This window comes from Pedococcus sp. 5OH_020, from assembly GCF_027812955.1.
GTDB lineage: Bacteria > Actinomycetota > Actinomycetes > Actinomycetales > Dermatophilaceae > Pedococcus.
Genome location: NZ_JAPYZV010000015.1, coordinates 34,203 through 50,051 on the forward strand (window position 1 = coordinate 34,203; position 15,849 = coordinate 50,051).

The window sequence follows — 15,849 nt, forward strand, 5'->3', positions numbered from 1 at the left end:
AGGCGATGCCGATCAAGCCGTTGTCACGCCGGTCCGTCGTCAGGGGTGCGGGCCTGCTCCTGGCCTCGGCGGTCGTGGGCTTCGCGGCGGCGCGCTCCAGGGCGTCGTCGGTCTCCGCCGCCGGGACGGCGGCCAACGCCTACGGACCTTCTCCTGGGGGCCAAGGACGCGTCGTCGCGCGGCTCGACCAGGTGCCGGCGAGGGGAGGGCTCGTCGTCGCTCAGGACAAGGTCGTGCTCGTCGGTGCACCCGGTGGCGCCGTACGCGCGCTCTCCGCCGTCTGCACCCACCAGGGCTGCCTGCTGGTCTCAGGCCCGGGGGGCGAGCTCGAATGCCCTTGTCACGGAAGCCGTTTCGACGTCAGCAGCGGTGCGGTGCTGTCCGGCCCCGCGACCAGTCCCCTTCAGGCCGTGCCCGTCACCGTGCGGGACGGCGCCGTGCTCCTGGGATGAGGAGGCTCCGTGAACCGTCTCTGGTCGTCACTGCCGACTGTGCTGTGGCTCGTGGCCGCAGGCTTCGCGCTCGGTGCCCTGCTGGCGTTGTCCTGACCGCGGCGTTGTCCTGACCGCGGCGTTGTCCCGACCGCGGCGTTGTCCTGACCGAGGCATCGTCGTGGTCGCGGTCCTGATGGTCGCGGCATCGTCCTGGCCGCGGCAGCACCTGACTGGTCAGGCGGGAGACGCGCGGCGCCCCTTCGGTCAGGGCGACAGGGCTCCCTGGTCCTCCACCTCCTCCGCTGAGATGACCTTGAGGACGGCGTTGATCAGCCCGAGGTGCGTGAACGCCTGGGGGAAGTTGCCGAGGTGCCGGCCGCTGCGGGCATCGATCTCCTCGGCGTAGAGGCCGAGCGGCGTCGCGAGGTGCAGCAGCCGCTCGCACAGCAGCCTGGCCCTTCGCTTCTGACCCACGATGGCCAGGCAGGACACCAGCCAGAACGAACAGATGGTGAACGTCCCCTCCTCGCCGGAGAGGCCGTCATCCGTCTGCTCCACCCGGTAGCGCAGGACCAGCCCGTCGTCGGTCAGCTCGTCGGCGATGGCCAACACCGTCGCTCGCATCCGCGGGTCGTCAGGTGGAAGGAACCCGACCAGAGGGAGAAGGAGGTTGGACGCGTCCAGAGCGTCCGTCTCGTAGTGCTGGGTGAAGACGCCCCGGTCGTCCACGCCGTGCTCACAGATGTCGGCGTGCATCTCGTCCGCAGCCTCCTGCCAGCGCGCTGCCACCTCGAAGCTCTCGCGGACCCTGGCGAGCTTCGCACCACGATCGGCGGCCACCCAGCACATCACCTTGGAGGAGGTGAAGTGCTTGGGGTCGCCACGGACCTCCCAGATGCCACGGTCGGGTTCGCGCCAGTGCTCGATGGCTGCCTCCACGAAGCCCGACAGGATCGGCCACAGGCGTTCGTCCAGCGTGTCCCTGGAAGTCGTGTGGATCCACACGGAGTCCAGGATCGCGCCCCATACGTCGTGCTGCTTCTGGTCGAAGGCTCCGTTGCCCACCCGCACCGGACGCGCGCCGTCGTACCCCGTGAGGTGGTCCAGTGTCTGCTCCGAGAGGTCCTTCTCCCCGTCGAGCCCGTACATGATCTGAAGGCCGTCGGAGGCCTCGGCGAGGTCGGCGATGAACCAGAAGAAGTCGCTCGCCTCCCAGTCGAAACCCAGCGTGTCGAGGGCCCACAGCGCCAGGGTCGAGTCGCGGATCCAGGTGTACCTGTAGTCCCAGTTGCGCTCGCCCTTGGGCGTCTCCGGCAACGACGTGGTGGCGGCGGCCACCAAGGCGCCCGTGGGTGCATACGTCAGTCCCTTGAGGGTCAGCGCGCTGCGCTCCAGATGGGTGCGCCACGGATGGTCCGGGAACCTTCCGCGGGCGAGCCAGTGCTGCCAGTGGTGGGCCGTCCACACCTGCCGGCGGTAGGCCTCCTCGAACGACTGAGGAGCGCTGTGTTCCGTCCACGAGAGCGCTGCGTAATGGGTGTCCCCCTCCTTCATCAGCGTGCGGACCGTCGCCTGGGGTCCCTCGATGCCCACCCGCATGTCCGTGGTGAGCCGCACCTTGAGGTCCGTCCCGTCGCCCTCCGCCGTCACGCAGTGGTAACCCTCGCCCTCGTAGGACCACATCGCCTGTCGTCGCCCGTACTCGAAGACCGGGTTGCACTGCGCGACGAGCTGCACCTCGCCGTTGACACAGCGGATGGTGCGGAGCAGGACGTGCTCGGCGTCGTAGTCCGTGGGTGCCCGCCGGTACCGGTAGGCCCGTTCGGACTCGTGGTGCCACGGCCCCATCAGCAGAGCGTCGCGCACGATGATCCAGCCGCTGGGCGTCCCCCACGACGTCTCGAGGATCATCGTGCCGGGCAGGTAGCGGCGCGCCGTCGGCACGTTCATGTCGGCCGGTCCCAGGCGGAACCCGCCGGCGTCCCGGTCCAGCATGGCGCCGAACACGCTGGGGGAGTCCATCCGTGGCAGGCACATCCACTCGACGTTGCCGCTCGGTGCGATGAGGGCGGTCACCTGGCAGTCCGAGATGAAGGCGTAGTCGCCGATCGCCGGGAAGGGGGACCGCACGAGACGCTGTTCCGACGCGGCAAGCCCTTCCTGCCGGCTCGCCCCGGTCCGGGACGACGACTCCCCAGGTCCGACGGTTGACGTCATGCGACACCTCCTCGGGGCCACGGCGCCCCCTCCGAGAGTGCCGCAGTTTTCGCGGGTGCGCCATGGCTGCCCTGAAGGAGGCGCTGACCCGCACGCGTTCTGCCTAGCCGGCGCGCGCCGCGCGAGCCAGGGTCACGAAGTCCCGCAGCCCTGCGTGCGGCAGGTACGCCCGGCTCAGTGCGAGCCCGATCCGCGGCAGGTCGGTCGCCTCCGGGAAGACGAGGTACAGCGGGTCCAGTCGCGGCTGGAACTTGGTCTTGAAGGCGTGCAGTGAGCGGAAGCCGTAGTACGGCTCGAGCGCACCGCCGAGACGGTCGAGGAAGGCGTCGAGGGTGCCCCGGTCCATCACCGGCATGGTGCCAGGACCGTCCGTGTCGCGTCGCGCCCGAGCGAGCGGCGCCCCGGAAAGTGAGATGACACGGCAACCTTCCGCCTTGAAAGCCGTTGCAGCAGAGGAGATGAGGAACTCCATGGTGTACCGGAAGCCGCCGGGCAGGCGGCGCATGACGTCAAGAGTCCAGCCGACGGGCTCCCCGCCCCCCACGTCATAGATCGGCATCCACGAGGTCAGGCCATGGACCGTGGAGTCCTCGTCCACGGCTAGACCGACGCGGACGTGTGGGTCGAGGGCCTCGTCGACACCCCCGAGCGTGAAGCCCATCTCCGGAAGCCCTTTGTCCTCGACCCATTCCGAGGAGATGGCCTTGACCTGGAGCTGCAGACCACGCGGCTGCTCACCCAGTGGTCCCAGCCGCAACGAGATGCCCAGCCTGCCCGCCTGGTTCAGCGCAGTGCGCACGTCCTGCCAGGCCTTGCCGGTGAAGGAAAGCGTCTGCAGGTCGACCACGGCCTCCTCGGCAACCTGTAGCGACTGCCACCCCTGGCTGGCGGCGTTCGTCGATGCCTCCGCGGTGACTGTGAAGAGGCAGGGCACGAGGCCGGCAGAGCGGACAGAGTCGGCGAAGGCCGTCAGGAGATGCGACCGGTCCTGCGGCGAGGCCGCCACGGGGTCGCAGAGCCCCACCGCCACTCCCGCATGCACCCGGTAGGCCACATACCCCGGGTACGAGGCGCTTTCGAACCACCTGTTCTCCGGCCAGGTGGTCATCCAGGCCAGGCGGTTGACGGTGCCCTGCTCCGTCAGGCGCACTGTGGCCGCCTGCCGCTGGCCCTCGTCGGCCGGGGCGACCAGGCTTCCCGTGGTCCGGCGTGCCCGGCGTGGTGACGGGTTGCGGAAGGCATGACGACCGACATAGAGCACGGCGAGCCCCAGGGAGTTGCCCACCGCCTCGTAGAGCGCCACGGGCAGCCCCGGCTCGCCGGCGACGAGCATCACCACGATTCCGACCAGCTGGACGAGGACCACCAGCGCGAGCAGGCCCGTGGCCCACCGCCAGGCTCGTCGTCGACCCTTGTACAGGCTGCGTGCCAACCACAACCACAAGGCCGCCTGCACGACCGAGCCGAGCAGCTCGCGGTCCTGGAGCTCCTGGGCTCTCGCCTGGTCCGACAGGGTGCTGGCCAACGGGCCGCTCGCGGTGGTGAACGGCTGGAGAAGCCCCTCGAGGGCCGCCACAACGAAGAACGCGGACGCGAGCAGGCGGAAGTCGCGGCGGGTGAGGGCCCTGTGGCGCAGCCGGGGGAGCCGGCCAAGGAGCGCCGGCCCGAGGATGAGCCCTGCGCAGACAGCGAGGACGTGTTCGAGATCCGCCAAGGACCCGAGGTGGATCACGAACAGCAGCGCGTAGGCGCCCAGCGCCGCGCGGAGCCGCCCACGCCAGGGCGGCGACAGCGTCACAGAGGCCGCCGCCGCCGCGCCGAGGAACCCCGCTGACGGCCCCGCATCGCGCTCCTGGGCCAGCCTCGTGCTCCACTCGTACCCGTGGCCGGCGGTCAGCCACAGCACGAGCGCAGCCCCACCGATGCCCAGCACATGAGCTGCAGTCATCAGTACGGCCGTCCGTCGCCCACCCAACCGCCATTCGCTGAAGCCGCCGAACAGGACCAGCCCGAGCAGGATCGGCACGTAGTGCAGCGGTTGGACCGCGACGAGGAACCCCGTGGCCACAGTCCACCAGCTGCCGGACCGGAACGCCGGAAGCCCGTAGGTCACTGTCTCGGCGAGCGGCCGAGAGCCCAGGGGGTCCCACAGCGAGCGCGTCACCACGGACAGCATGAGGATGGTGACCACAAGTCCGACGGTCAGGGGGAACCGTCGCAGGACAGCCGTGAGACGGGCCATTCCCTCACTGTGTCGTCTTGCGGTGGCCCCGGGCACCCCCCAACATGACTACGTCGCCGGGCGCACGGATACTCCCGCCGGCGTAGCCGCGACTGCAGCCACGGACGGACGCTCCGCCGAGCAGGGGTTCCCTACGCTGGGGGTATGCCTGCGCACGCCGACCCGGCCCCCGGCGCTGGGTCGGCCCACCAGGCCGGACCGTGGTGGGCCCGTGAGGCTGGGTCGCGGTCACCCCACGACGCTGCACCGTGGTCCACCCACGGGCTGCCGCGGCGTGGCGGTCCGCCGCGACCGGTTCGGGTGGTGGGGCTGGTCCTGCTCCTCCTGCTGCAGGTCGGTGGTTCGTTCGGCGCGGCTCACGCCCAGCCGGAACGCCGCGCGCTGGACAGCCTCGCTGTGGCCCTCCTTCTCGCTGGGCCGGCGACACTGCTCCTGTTGCGAGGTCACCCTCGCCTGCTGTGCGCCGGGGTGGGCGCTGCGACTGCCGTCTACCTGGCGACGGGCTATCCCTACGGCCCGGTCTTCGCCAGCCTCGTCGTGGCGCTCGTCGTGAACGTCGCCAGGGGGCACCGCTTCGTGGCGTGGCTCGTGGCCGGGGCGGTGGTCGGGGTCGATGCAGTGGCACGGCTCCTCGGCGCGGGACCGTGGTCCTGGGCCTCCGAGACGGCGGTCGTCGCGTGGCTCACGGTCGTGCTCGCGCTGGCCGAGGTCGGCCGGGTCAGGGTGGAGCGTGCCGCCACCTTCCGTGAGGCTGCCCGAGAACGGACCCGGCGGCAGGCAGGGGAGGAGCGGCTACGCATCGCCCAGGAGCTCCACGACGTGGTGGCCCACCACCTTTCCCTCATCAACGTGCAGGCTGGCGTGGCGCTTCACCTCGCCGACCGACGGCCCCAGCAGGTGGAGCCCGCTCTCGTGGCGATCAGGGACGCGAGCAAGGAGGCGCTCACGGAGCTTCGCTGGATGGTCGACGTCCTGCGCGACGGGGACGGCCCAGCCCCCCGGGCCCCGGCGCCCACCCTTGCGTCCATCGACGACATCGTGGGCCGCAGCGCCACTGCGGGTCTCGTCGTGACGAAGTCTGTCGAGGGGCGTCCTCGCGCGTTGCCCGCCTCGGTGGAGCTGGCGGCATACCGGATCGTCCAGGAGGCCATCACCAACGTGGTCCGGCACTCGCGGGCCGGTCACGCCTCGGTCGTGCTGGGCTACGGTGCCGCGCTGCTGACGGTCCGGGTGGACGACGACGGGGGCACCGGTGTACGGCCGGACGGCATCGTCCAGGGGAACGGCCTTCGGGGTATGCAGGAGCGCGCCGCTGCGCTGGGCGGGCGGCTGAGCGTCGCCCCGTCACCCCTCGGCGGCCTGCGGGTGGAGGCGCGACTGCCGACGCGCGAGGGACCGTGATCGAGGTCGTCCTGGCGGACGACCAGGTACTGCTTCGCGCAGGCCTCCGTGCGCTCCTGGACGCGGAGCCGGACCTCGACGTGGTGGGCGAGGCGTCCAGTGGCGCCGAGGCGGTCCGGGTGGTGCGCGAGCTCAGGCCCGACGTTGTACTGATGGACGTGCGTATGCCGGGGGGAGACGGGCTCGAAGCGACCCGGACGATCGTCGAGGACCGCACGCTGACGCGTACGCGCGTCGTGATGCTCACGACCTTCGACCTCGACGAGTACGTGTTCGAGGCGCTGCGAGCAGGGGCCAGTGGCTTCCTCGTCAAGGACACCCAGCCCATCGAGCTGCTGCGCGGGATCCGCGCCGTCGCGGCTGGCGACGCCCTCCTCAGCCCAGGAGTCACGCGACGGCTCATCGGCGAGTTCGCCAGCCGCAGCAAGGCCATCGGCGCCCGCGAGCACGGCCGGCTCGGGCAGCTGACTCCCCGCGAACGCGAGGTCGTCGCCCTCGTCGGGGAGGGCTTGAGCAACGACGAGATCGCCGAGCGGCTCTTCCTCAGCCCCGCGACGGCGAAGACCCATGTCAGCCGGTCGATGGTCAAGCTCCACGTCCGTGACCGCGCGCAGCTCGTGGTGCTGGCCTACGAGAGCGGGCTGGTTAGGCCCGGCTGGCGGAGCGACTGAGCGGTGCGGAGCGGCCGCTCTCGCAGCGGCGTACCACCCGGGGAGCAGTCCAGGTGACCCCCGGTGGGGGATTCGGCGGACGGTAGTCCAGCCCAGGATCGAGGTGTCCGGTCAAGCCCCTCGACAAGGAGTCTCATGCACACCATCCTCGCCGGCACCATCCTCGCCGGCACCGCCACCGCCGCCTCGGACGACCACTGGAACGGGCCGGGGCCCTGGTGGCCGATCTTCCCGATCCTGTGGTTCCTCGTGGTCATCGCGTTCATCTGGACCTTCGGCTTCCTCGGACGCCGCCGCTGGGGCAGGATGCACGCCCTCACCGGACAACGAGCGGGTGAGGCGCGTCTGGCCGAGCGCTACGCCGCCGGGGAGATCGACGAGCAGGAGTACGAGCGTCGGCTCGCCACACTCAAGCGGCTCGGGTCGGCATAGCCCACCGCCCATGCTGCCCGCCGCCCCATGCTCAGGCGATGCTGAGCAAGGCCCGGGCGTACGCGCACTCCGGGTCGGGGTCACAGAACTGGCTGCGACCTTCGGAGGTGTCCACGTCGACCGTCCACTGTCCGTCGGCGCGCTGCAGGCCGGCGAAGCGGTCGCCCAGCAGCTCTCGGAGCTGGTCTTCGCGGGGAAGCCACAGCGCCGTGTCGAGCGTCACGGAGTCCAACGCCCATTCGGTGGTTCCGTTGAACCCGAGCAGCGGCTGCCCCTTGAAGGTGTGGACGTCGATGGTCAGGTGGCTGATCCAGAACACCTCCCCCACGACGTTGGGCTGGTCGATCGTGAACCGGTCGCCAGGGGCCGGCTCCCACAGGACGCCTGCCGCACCCAGGCTCCGCGCCAGCTCGACGGTGATCATAGGGACAACGCTACGACGAGGCTGCGCCGTCAGCAGGTGGTGGTCGTGGGGCTGCTGGCCGGAGTGGTCTTCGCTGGGCGAGCCAGGGCGGTGAACCTGTTTCCCAGCACGAGGTCGACCGAGGAGTCGGTGCGGGAGTCGCGCACCGCCTTGGCGCCTTTGACCAGCCTGAGGACGAGCCTGCTGCCGGCCGCCCCACTCTTCCCGTATCGGACCTCGGCTGTCCCGGTCACGGTCTTCTGCAAAGGGTCGTTCGCCACGGTGGACACCTTGAAGCCTCGCTTGCGCACCTCGGCGGCCGTCTTCGCGGCCAGACCGCTCCGGTCGGTCGCGTTGTAGACGTTTACGGTGACCCCCGAGGGGCGCGCGACTCCCGGCCGGGTGCTGCAGGTAGCGGTGGGTGTGGCGCGGCGCACCGGCGCGTCGCGGTAGTACGAGTAGGCGTACCAGAAGGCGAAGAACAGCATGAGAGTCACGACGGCCAAGGTCACGAGCGTGCGACGACGTCGTGCGCGCCGTGAGGTGGACGCGCCGGACTCGACGATGTAGCTCATCTGCACCTCCGACCGCGCCGCCGGGCCAGTCCGGTTGCGGGCTAGTCAAGCACGAGGACGCGGGCGTGCAGGGTAGGTCGCTGCTGGAGCGCTGCCCGCAGCGCGCGGTGCAGGCCGTCCTCCAGGTAGAGCGTGCCTTCCCACTCGACGACGTGCGCGAAGAGGTCCCCGTAGAACGTGGAGTCCTCGGCGAGCAACAGGCCCAGGTCGAGGTTCCGCTTCGTGGTGACCAGCTCGTCGAGACGCACCATGCGCGGCGGGACGTCCGCCCAGTCGCGGGGAGACTGCCGCCCATGGTCGGGGTAGGGACGACCCTCGCCCACCTTCTTGAAGATCACGACGACACCTTAAGGGCAGGGGGACGGACGTGGCCGCGCACTAGAGTGCCGAAGATGAGCCAGAACGCGAGGCCGGAGCAGCCATCGGAGCCCCACGCCCAGCTCGACGCCATCCGCGCCGGGTACTCCTTCCAGGGAGCCGCCCTGCACTTCGGCGCGGCGGTGGTCGCGGGTCAGGCCTACCCTGATGCGCCCGTCCGGATCCCCTTGTCCACGTTGAACAGGCACGGGCTGGTGGCCGGGGCGACCGGTACCGGAAAGACGAAGACCTTGCAGCTCATGGCCGAGCAGCTCTCGGGCCAGGGCGTTCCCGTCTTCCTCGCGGACATCAAGGGCGACCTCTCCGGAATGGCCACCGCTGGCCAACCCAGCGACCGGATCACCGCGCGGGCGAGCGAGGTCGGTCAGGAGTGGGTCGGCACGGCGTACCCCACGGAGTTCCTGTCGCTCGGCGGTGTCGGCACGGGCATCCCGGTCCGGGCCACCGTGACCTCTTTCGGTCCCACGCTGCTGTCCAAGGTCCTCGGGCTCAACGACACCCAGGAGTCCAGCCTCGGCCTGGTCTTCCACTACGCGGACAAGAACGGGCTGGGCCTGCTCGACCTCAAGGACCTGCGTGAGGTGATCTCGTTCCTCACCTCGGACGAGGGGAAGGCCGACCTGAAGAGCCTCGGAGGGCTGTCCTCGGCGACTGCCGGAGTGATCCTTCGTGAGCTGGTCTCGTTCGCCGACCAGGGTGCCGAGTCCTTCTTCGGCGAGCCCGAGTTCGACACCAAGGACCTGCTGCGGACCGCTGCCGACGGCAAGGGGCTGGTCACCTGCCTGGAGCTCCCGGCTGTGCAGGACCGTCCGGCGCTGTTCTCGACGTTCCTGATGTGGCTGCTGGCCGACCTCTTCCACGACCTCCCGGAGGTCGGCGACGTGGAGAAGCCGAAGCTGGTCTTCTTCTTCGACGAGGCGCACCTCCTGTTCGGCGATGCCAGCAAGGCGTTCCAGCAGTCGATCGAGCAGACGGTGCGGCTCATCCGGTCCAAGGGGGTCGGCGTGTTCTTCGTGACCCAGAGCCCCAAGGACGTGCCTGGGACTGTGCTGGCTCAGCTCGGCAACCGCGTGCAGCACGCCCTGCGGGCCTATACGCCGGACGACGCGAAGGCCCTCAAAGCCGCCGTGTCGACCTACCCGCACAGCGAGTACGACCTTGAGGAGCTGCTCACCTCCTTGGGCACCGGTGAGGCGGTCGTGACGGTCCTGTCGGAGAGGGGCGCGCCGACCCCTGTCGCCTGGACCCGGATGATCGCCCCGCAGTCGCTCATGGCCCCGTCCGAGCCCGCGACCGTCGCCCAGGTCGTCTCCTCCTCCGCCCTGGCCGCGAAGTACTCCGCCGCGGTCGACAGGGAGTCCGCCTACGAGAAGCTGCGATCGCGCCTGGAGTCGGCGCCGACCCCGTCACAGGCCCCGGCGCCACCGACGCCGGCTCCTGAGCATGCTCCCGAACGGGCCTCTGCCCGGACGCCCGGGCCGGCCAGGGAGGAGCCGGGCATCGTCGAGCAGGTCGTACGGTCCAGCGCCTTCAAGTCGGCGATGCGATCGGCGGGCACCGTCATCGGGCGCGAGATCACGAGGTCGATCTTCGGCACGGCGCGCCGCCGCCGCTGACCTCGGCCCTCGCAGTTTCCCCTCCACCACGGCGCTCCGGTCCACCGCCGGTGAGGCGTCCGAGCAGCTCGGCCCGGCCCGAGACACCACCCAGGTCAGCCGAGGAGGGCGGCGACCAGGAAGATGACCGGCAGGGCTCCCACAGTGGTGATCAGGATCGTGTCGCGAGCCAGCACCGGCGCGCGGTCGTACCGGGTGGCGTGGACGAAGATGTTCTGTGCCGTCGGGAGCGCGGAGGTCACGACGATGGCCAGCAGGGCGTGTCCGTGCACGCCCAGGACCGCACTCGCGACGACCCAGGCGACCAGTGGCTGGGCCACGAGCTTGAGCAGCGACGTGGTCGCCAGCTCGGCGGCCGACCCGGCGCGACCGAGGCCTGGACCCAGCCGCAGCGCGATGCCATACGCGACGAGCATCGCCGGGACCGCCATGTCCCCCAGGAGGCCGAGCGGCGCCGCCACGGCTCGCGGCAAGGTCCACCCGGTCAGCGACAGCCCCACGCCGACGAGCGAGCCGACCGTGAGCGGGTTGCGGAAGGGCCGGCTGAGCAGCTCCGACCAGCGGGCACGCCCGCCGCGCGCGTCCGCGTCGAGGAAGCCGAGGGCGAGGGGTTGCAGCACGAGCAGCTGGAGCAGCAGGGTGGGCGCCACGAAGGCGGCGTCACCGAGGACGTAGCTCGCCACGGGGATGCCGAGGTTTCCGGCGTTGACGTATGCCGCGGAGAGGGCCCCGATGGTGGTGTCCCCCAGCGACCTTCGCCAGAGCAGGCGGGCCAGGAGGACGTAGGTGCCGGCGGCCACCAGCACACCCGCGACGGACGCCACGAGGTTGGCCGAGAGGACCTGGTGCACGTCGGCGCGCGACAGGGTGAGGACCATGAGCGCCGGGCTGGCGACGAAGAAGGCCAGGCGCGAGAGCACATGCTGGGCACCGAGGTCGACGATCCGCAGGTGAGCGAGGACGGCTCCGACTCCGATGACCACGGCGATCGTCGTGAAGCCGGTGAGTACTCCCTGCACCGGGACAGGTTAGGCGCGCGAACGGAGCACCGGGGTCAGCGTCTCGAGGACTGCGGCATCCTCGATGGTGCCGGGCACCGTCGGTTCGCGCCGTCGGCGATCTCCCGCATGGTCTTGCGCAGGATCTTGCCGGAGCGCGTCTTGGGCAGCGCCGGCACGATGTCCACCCGTCGCAGCGACGCGACGGGTCCCACCTCGGCACGGACCCGCTCGACGAGCTCGGCGCGGATCCGCTCGCTGTCCTCCGCGGCATCCACGCCGGCCTTCAGCACCACCAGCCCTCGGGGCACCTGCCCCTTCAGCTCGTCCGCGACCCCGATCACGGCACACTCCGCCACTGCTGCGTGACCTGCGAGGGCGGCCTCGATCGACCCTGTCGAAAGACGGTGTCCCGCAACGTTGAGCACATCGTCGGTGCGGCCCATCACATAGAGGTAGCCGTCCTCGTCGACGAGGCCGCCGTCGCCCGTGAGGTAGTAGCCCTCGAAGGCGGACAGGTACCCGGCGACATACCGCTCGTCGTCCTCCCACAGCGTCGGCAGGGTCCCCGGCGGCATGGGGAGCCGCAGACAGATCGCTCCCTCCTGCCCGGGTTCCAGGACGGAGCCGTCGTCGGCGAGGACCTTCACGTCGTACCCGGGCACCGGCACGGTCGGGGAGCCGGGCTTGATCGGCATCGGCTCGAGGCCGCGCAGGTTGGCGGCGATCGGCCAGCCGGTCTCCGTCTGCCACCAGTTGTCGACGACCGGGACCCGCAGCCGGTCGGTCGCCCAGGCGTACGTGTCGGGATCGAGCCGCTCACCAGCGAGGAACACCGTCTCGAGCGACGACAGGTCGTGGCGCCGCATGAGCTCACCGGCAGGGTCCTCCCGCTTGATGGCGCGGTATGCCGTCGGAGCCGTGAACATCGACTTGACGCCGTAGTCCTCGATGACCTTCCAGAACGCGCCGGCGTCCGGGGTCCCGACGGGCTTCCCCTCGTAGAGCACCGACGTGGCGCCGGTCAGCAGCGGGGCGTACACGATGTAGGAGTGGCCCACTACCCACCCGACGTCGCTCGCGGTGAACCACGTGTCGCCAGCACGTATGCCGTAGACGTTCTCCATCGACCACCGCAGTGCGACGGCGTGCCCCCCGTTGTCCCGGACGACGCCCTTCGGCCGACCGGTGGTTCCCGAGGTGTACAGGATGTACAACGGGTCGGTCGCCGCGACCTCCACGCACGCGGCGGGCTCGGCGTCGCCCATCAGCTCCGCCCACTCCATCTCCTCCCAGTCGGTGTCGCGCTCGCCGACCGCGGCGCGGGCCTGCTCACGCTGGAGGACGATGACGGACTCCGGCTTGTGGCTGCTGCGGTCGAGAGCGGCGTCGAGCAGGGGCTTGTACTCGACCACCCGCGCCGGCTCGATCCCGCAGGAGGCCGACACGACCACAACGGGCCTCGCGTGCTCGATCCGGACAGCGAGCTCTGAGGGGGCGAAGCCACCGAACACCACGGAGTGCACCGCTCCGATGCGCGCGCAGGCGAGCATCGCGACGACTGCCTCGGGAACCATCGGCATGTAGATGACGACGCGGTCGCCGCGCCCGACCCCGAGCGAGTCGAGCACCCCGGCGAACCGTGCGACCTCGTCCAGGAGCTCGCCGTAGGAGATGGTGCGCTGGGTGCCCGTCACGGGACTGACGTAATGGAGCGCGGCTCGTTCGCCGAGGCCCGCCTCCACGTGGCGGTCCAGGGCGTTGAAACAGGTGTTCAGCGTGCCGCCGGTGAACCAGCGGTAGAAGGGCGGCCGGTCGTCGTCCAGCACGCGAAGCGGCGGCGTGAGCCAGTCGATCGCCCGTGCAGCCTCGCCCCAGAAGGCGTCAGGGTCGCTCAGGCTCAGCTCGTACGCCGCGCGGTAGGGACTCGTCGTCATTGCCCCATGGTGGACGGTCCGCTCGGTGCACCGCCAGGGGCCGGCCCGTCAGGCTCTCGAAGCGTCCAGGGGTGGCGCCCACCCGGGTCGCCGGATGAGGCAGAACGGGTGGCCGGCCGGGTCGGCGTACACGTGCTCACCAGGAGGGCTCAGTGGGCGGGCGCCCAGGGCGACGACTTCGGCCCCCGCGATGTCGGGATCGTCCGTCATCACGTCGAGGTGCAGCTGCTGAGGGGCCGAAGGGTCGCCCCAGACCGGGGCCACGTGGTCCGGCGCCCGTTGGAACGCCAGGCCCGAGTGATGGTCGTCAGGGGCTACGACCATGAAGTCGTCGCTCGCGTAGGTGATGGGCTGGCCGAGCAGGTGCGACCAGAACGTCGCCTCTGCCTGCGGGTCGGGGCAGTCGACGACCACATGGTGCACTCGGCCGATCACGACGCCTCCTCGGGGAGCCGGACCACGACGCCTCCTTGGGAGAGCACGGTGAAGCAGGAAGGGCCTTGCGGCGCGCGGGCGAACAGGTCCGGTGGCGGAGGATAGGGGATTCGAACCCCTGAGAGCTTTCACTCAACACGCTTTCCAAGCGTGCGCACTAGGCCACTATGCGAATCCTCCGCCGAGGAGGCTACCCGAGCACGGGGCTCACCTTGAAATCGCCGCGGCGGCGGCTGGGACCGGCTTCCGGGCATCGGCCAGTTCCGCGCTTGTGGCACTGGCTGCCTCCGACGGGTTCACGTCAGCGTCCCGGGCCCGGCTACACTGGCGGCAGGCACCCCGCGTGGTGGTACCTCTCCGAACTCCCCCAGGGCAGGAATGCAGCAAGGGTAGGAGAGCTCTTCCAGGTACGCGGGGTGTCCTGTCTCCCGTACCGATCTGCCGTCTGCGCGCGCTACCAGCCCCGAGGCGCCCCGGCAAGGGGTCATTCGAGACTCCTATGGCTCCTTGCCTCGGATGGCAGGGCCGGGTCTATCGTCCCTGACAAGCGCCGACTGGGGGTCCTGCGAGCACGCGGCATCGGGCGCTGAGGGGTTCTGACAAGCGGGGCGAGCAGAGTCGGAGAGCCAACTGTCGCGGGGAGCGCCAGGGGCGTGCGGCGCCGACTCCGACCGCGCCTTTCACTGGGGACATGAAGGAGATCGGCATGCGCAAGAGCTTTGTAGTGGCCTGTATGGCGTCGGTGGCTCTGGTGGTGGGGGCGGCTGGCTCGGCCCAGGCACTGGCCTCCGCCAGGTGGCCCTTCAGGGTCGGAGGTGGGTCCACGACGTACTACTTCTACGGGAACGACAGCACCGGTGGAGGGCTCGCAACCGCCTCGACGACCGTGGGCGGCACCCCATGCCTGCTCTACACGAAGTCCGTCAAGGCGACCATCTCGCTGCCCAACGGGAGCCACGCCTCATCCTCCTCGCTGTTGGGCCAGTGCGCGACGTCGATCAGCATCGCCCAGGGCCAGTACACCGGTCTTCAGATCAAGTCCAACCACACGTTGAACCTCTGGAACGGCCAGACCTGGACCTATGTGGACTAGCTCCACCAGGGTGGGGACAGTGGGGGCGCTCGTGCTGCTGGCTTCTGTACCGTTCGTCGCCTGCGCTCGTTCGCCGGACCGGCCGGCCACGGCGGTCTCCGCCTACAAGGCGCCGGCTGCTTTCGCCCTCGACGAGCGCCAGATCTCACGCGCCGTCAAGGGCTTGCCGAAGTCCTCTGCGCAACGTCGTCCGCTGCAGGACGGAAGGGTCAGCCGAGAGGAGATGATGGTCGCGTGGAAGGAGCTGAAGGCCTGTGTCCAGGCCGACGGCCTCTCCGTCTCCGGTCCCTACCTCAACCCCATCACCGGCACGGACTATCTCTACACCTACCTGCGCCCGGGGGCGACGAGGGTTCCCTCCCAACGAGGCGCCGCGGCCGACGACGCGATGGTCGAACGTTGTGAGGACACCTACTGGCTGCCCCTCTCCCAGATCTTCTCGGCCAACACCCCGCAGCGGATGAGCGACGTCCTGGCTCGCTTCATGGAGGGCTGCATGAAAGACGCGGGCGAGCTGACCGAACACATCACGACGTTCGACGAGATCGTGCGCGACGCCAACGGTCAGGTGACCCAGGCACGTCTCGCGAAAGCCAACCAGTGTCTTGACCGTGGGATCCCCAGGCTGTTCCCGCGGCTGCCCTACTTCCCGCGACCCTGACGACGCACCGCGGTATCGGCGTCCCCCCACGACAGAAGGCAAGAACCCATGACGACCCAGCCCCATCCCCACGCCGCCTCGCGCTGGGAGCGTCTGCCGTCCGGATGGTCGACGGCCGCTGTCGCAGCGGCGGCGCTCGCATGGGTCGGCGGGGTCCTGCTGCATCTCCTCGGCGTGGCCGGGCCCGTGGTCGCGGCTCTCGGTGTGGTGGCAGCCGCGGTCGCGTTCCTGCGAGAGCGGCGCAGCCCATGGCGCGTCGCGGTCGCGTTCGCCGGGCTTGCCAGCCTGGCCGCAGCCACCATCTACGCGCTCGTCCTGACCTCCACCATCGGCTGGTCGCCGGCTGGCTGGTGAGG

The 15,849-nt window shown here is 70.3% G+C and carries 15 protein-coding genes, 1 tRNA gene, 1 other RNA gene and 1 pseudogene; 9 read left to right on the forward strand and 9 right to left on the reverse strand.

The genetic code is table 11. The features are described from left to right. The first annotated feature begins 5 nt into the window (after positions 1-5). Positions 6-452 (forward strand): Rieske (2Fe-2S) protein, encoded by a 447-nt coding sequence (locus PHA84_RS19695; protein WP_270889846.1) that lies wholly within the window; start codon positions 6-8, stop codon positions 450-452. Between the two features lie 246 nt (positions 453-698). On the opposite strand, the gene PHA84_RS19700 is transcribed toward PHA84_RS19695, so the two are convergent. Then, entirely contained in the window at positions 699-2,651 is a 1,953-nt protein-coding gene (locus PHA84_RS19700; RefSeq protein WP_270889847.1) for a glycoside hydrolase family 15 protein, read from the reverse strand. A gap of 103 nt (positions 2,652-2,754) precedes the next feature. Further along, complete coding sequence (locus PHA84_RS19705) at positions 2,755-4,893, reverse strand: bifunctional lysylphosphatidylglycerol flippase/synthetase MprF (RefSeq protein ID WP_270889848.1); 2,139 nt, start codon at positions 4,891-4,893, stop codon at positions 2,755-2,757. Positions 4,894-5,037: 144 nt separating this feature from the next. On the opposite strand from PHA84_RS19705, the gene PHA84_RS19710 reads away from it, so the two are divergent. The 3 genes from PHA84_RS19710 to PHA84_RS19720 all read left to right on the forward strand — a co-directional run bounded on the left by PHA84_RS19710 (position 5,038) and on the right by PHA84_RS19720 (position 7,397). Then, on the forward strand, positions 5,038-6,294 hold the full coding sequence (locus PHA84_RS19710) for a sensor histidine kinase (RefSeq protein ID WP_270889849.1): 1,257 nt from the start codon (positions 5,038-5,040) through the stop codon (positions 6,292-6,294). Beyond that, positions 6,291-6,965 carry a response regulator gene (locus tag PHA84_RS19715; RefSeq protein WP_270889850.1) on the forward strand — a complete coding sequence of 225 codons (675 nt, stop codon included), beginning with the start codon at positions 6,291-6,293 and terminating at the stop codon, positions 6,963-6,965. The genes PHA84_RS19710 and PHA84_RS19715 overlap by 4 nt, the downstream gene beginning before the upstream one ends. A 135-nt stretch (positions 6,966-7,100) precedes the next feature. After that, on the forward strand, positions 7,101-7,397 hold the full coding sequence (locus PHA84_RS19720; protein WP_270889851.1) for an SHOCT domain-containing protein: 297 nt from the start codon (positions 7,101-7,103) through the stop codon (positions 7,395-7,397). Positions 7,398-7,428: 31 nt separating this feature from the next. Here PHA84_RS19720 and PHA84_RS19725 read toward each other — a convergent pair whose 3' ends face one another. The 3 genes from PHA84_RS19725 to PHA84_RS19735 are packed head-to-tail and all read right to left on the reverse strand — an operon-like array spanning position 7,429 to position 8,713. Then, positions 7,429-7,821: a hypothetical protein gene (locus PHA84_RS19725; protein ID WP_270889852.1), complete on the reverse strand. Its 393-nt coding sequence runs from the start codon at positions 7,819-7,821 to the stop codon at positions 7,429-7,431. 29 nt (positions 7,822-7,850) lie between these two features. Next, entirely contained in the window at positions 7,851-8,375 is a 525-nt protein-coding gene (locus PHA84_RS19730; protein WP_270889853.1) for a LytR C-terminal domain-containing protein, read from the reverse strand. Positions 8,376-8,416: 41 nt separating this feature from the next. Then, a complete protein-coding gene (locus PHA84_RS19735) occupies positions 8,417-8,713 on the reverse strand; it encodes a type II toxin-antitoxin system VapB family antitoxin (RefSeq protein WP_270889854.1) in 297 nt (98 codons plus the stop codon). Between the two features lie 54 nt (positions 8,714-8,767). Between PHA84_RS19735 and PHA84_RS19740 the strand changes: the two genes are divergently transcribed. Beyond that, on the forward strand, positions 8,768-10,369 hold the full coding sequence (locus tag PHA84_RS19740; protein WP_270889855.1) for a helicase HerA-like domain-containing protein: 1,602 nt from the start codon (positions 8,768-8,770) through the stop codon (positions 10,367-10,369). 95 nt (positions 10,370-10,464) lie between these two features. Here PHA84_RS19740 and PHA84_RS19745 read toward each other — a convergent pair whose 3' ends face one another. From PHA84_RS19745 to PHA84_RS19760, 4 genes and pseudogenes are all read right to left on the reverse strand, one after another. Beyond that, complete coding sequence (locus PHA84_RS19745) at positions 10,465-11,388, reverse strand: AEC family transporter (RefSeq protein WP_270889856.1); 924 nt, start codon at positions 11,386-11,388, stop codon at positions 10,465-10,467. Positions 11,389-11,397: 9 nt separating this feature from the next. Continuing rightward, positions 11,398-13,304, reverse strand: a pseudogene (locus tag PHA84_RS19750) (propionyl-CoA synthetase). Between the two features lie 48 nt (positions 13,305-13,352). Next, a complete protein-coding gene (locus tag PHA84_RS19755; protein ID WP_270889857.1) occupies positions 13,353-13,739 on the reverse strand; it encodes a VOC family protein in 387 nt (128 codons plus the stop codon). A 92-nt stretch (positions 13,740-13,831) separates the two neighbouring features. Then, positions 13,832-13,919, reverse strand: a tRNA-Ser gene (locus PHA84_RS19760). A 150-nt stretch (positions 13,920-14,069) separates the two neighbouring features. Here PHA84_RS19760 and ffs point away from each other — a divergent pair. The 4 genes from ffs to PHA84_RS19780 all read left to right on the forward strand — a co-directional run bounded on the left by ffs (position 14,070) and on the right by PHA84_RS19780 (position 15,847). Then, an RNA gene (gene ffs, locus PHA84_RS19765) (signal recognition particle sRNA small type) lies at positions 14,070-14,166 on the forward strand. Positions 14,167-14,430: 264 nt separating this feature from the next. After that, positions 14,431-14,832: a hypothetical protein gene (locus PHA84_RS19770; protein ID WP_270889858.1), complete on the forward strand. Its 402-nt coding sequence runs from the start codon at positions 14,431-14,433 to the stop codon at positions 14,830-14,832. Continuing rightward, positions 14,822-15,493, forward strand: coding sequence for a hypothetical protein (locus PHA84_RS19775; RefSeq protein ID WP_270889859.1), 672 nt, complete (start codon positions 14,822-14,824; stop codon positions 15,491-15,493). The genes PHA84_RS19770 and PHA84_RS19775 overlap by 11 nt, the downstream gene beginning before the upstream one ends. Positions 15,494-15,541: 48 nt before the next feature. Continuing rightward, complete coding sequence (locus tag PHA84_RS19780; RefSeq protein WP_270889860.1) at positions 15,542-15,847, forward strand: hypothetical protein; 306 nt, start codon at positions 15,542-15,544, stop codon at positions 15,845-15,847. Positions 15,848-15,849: the final 2 nt, after the last annotated feature.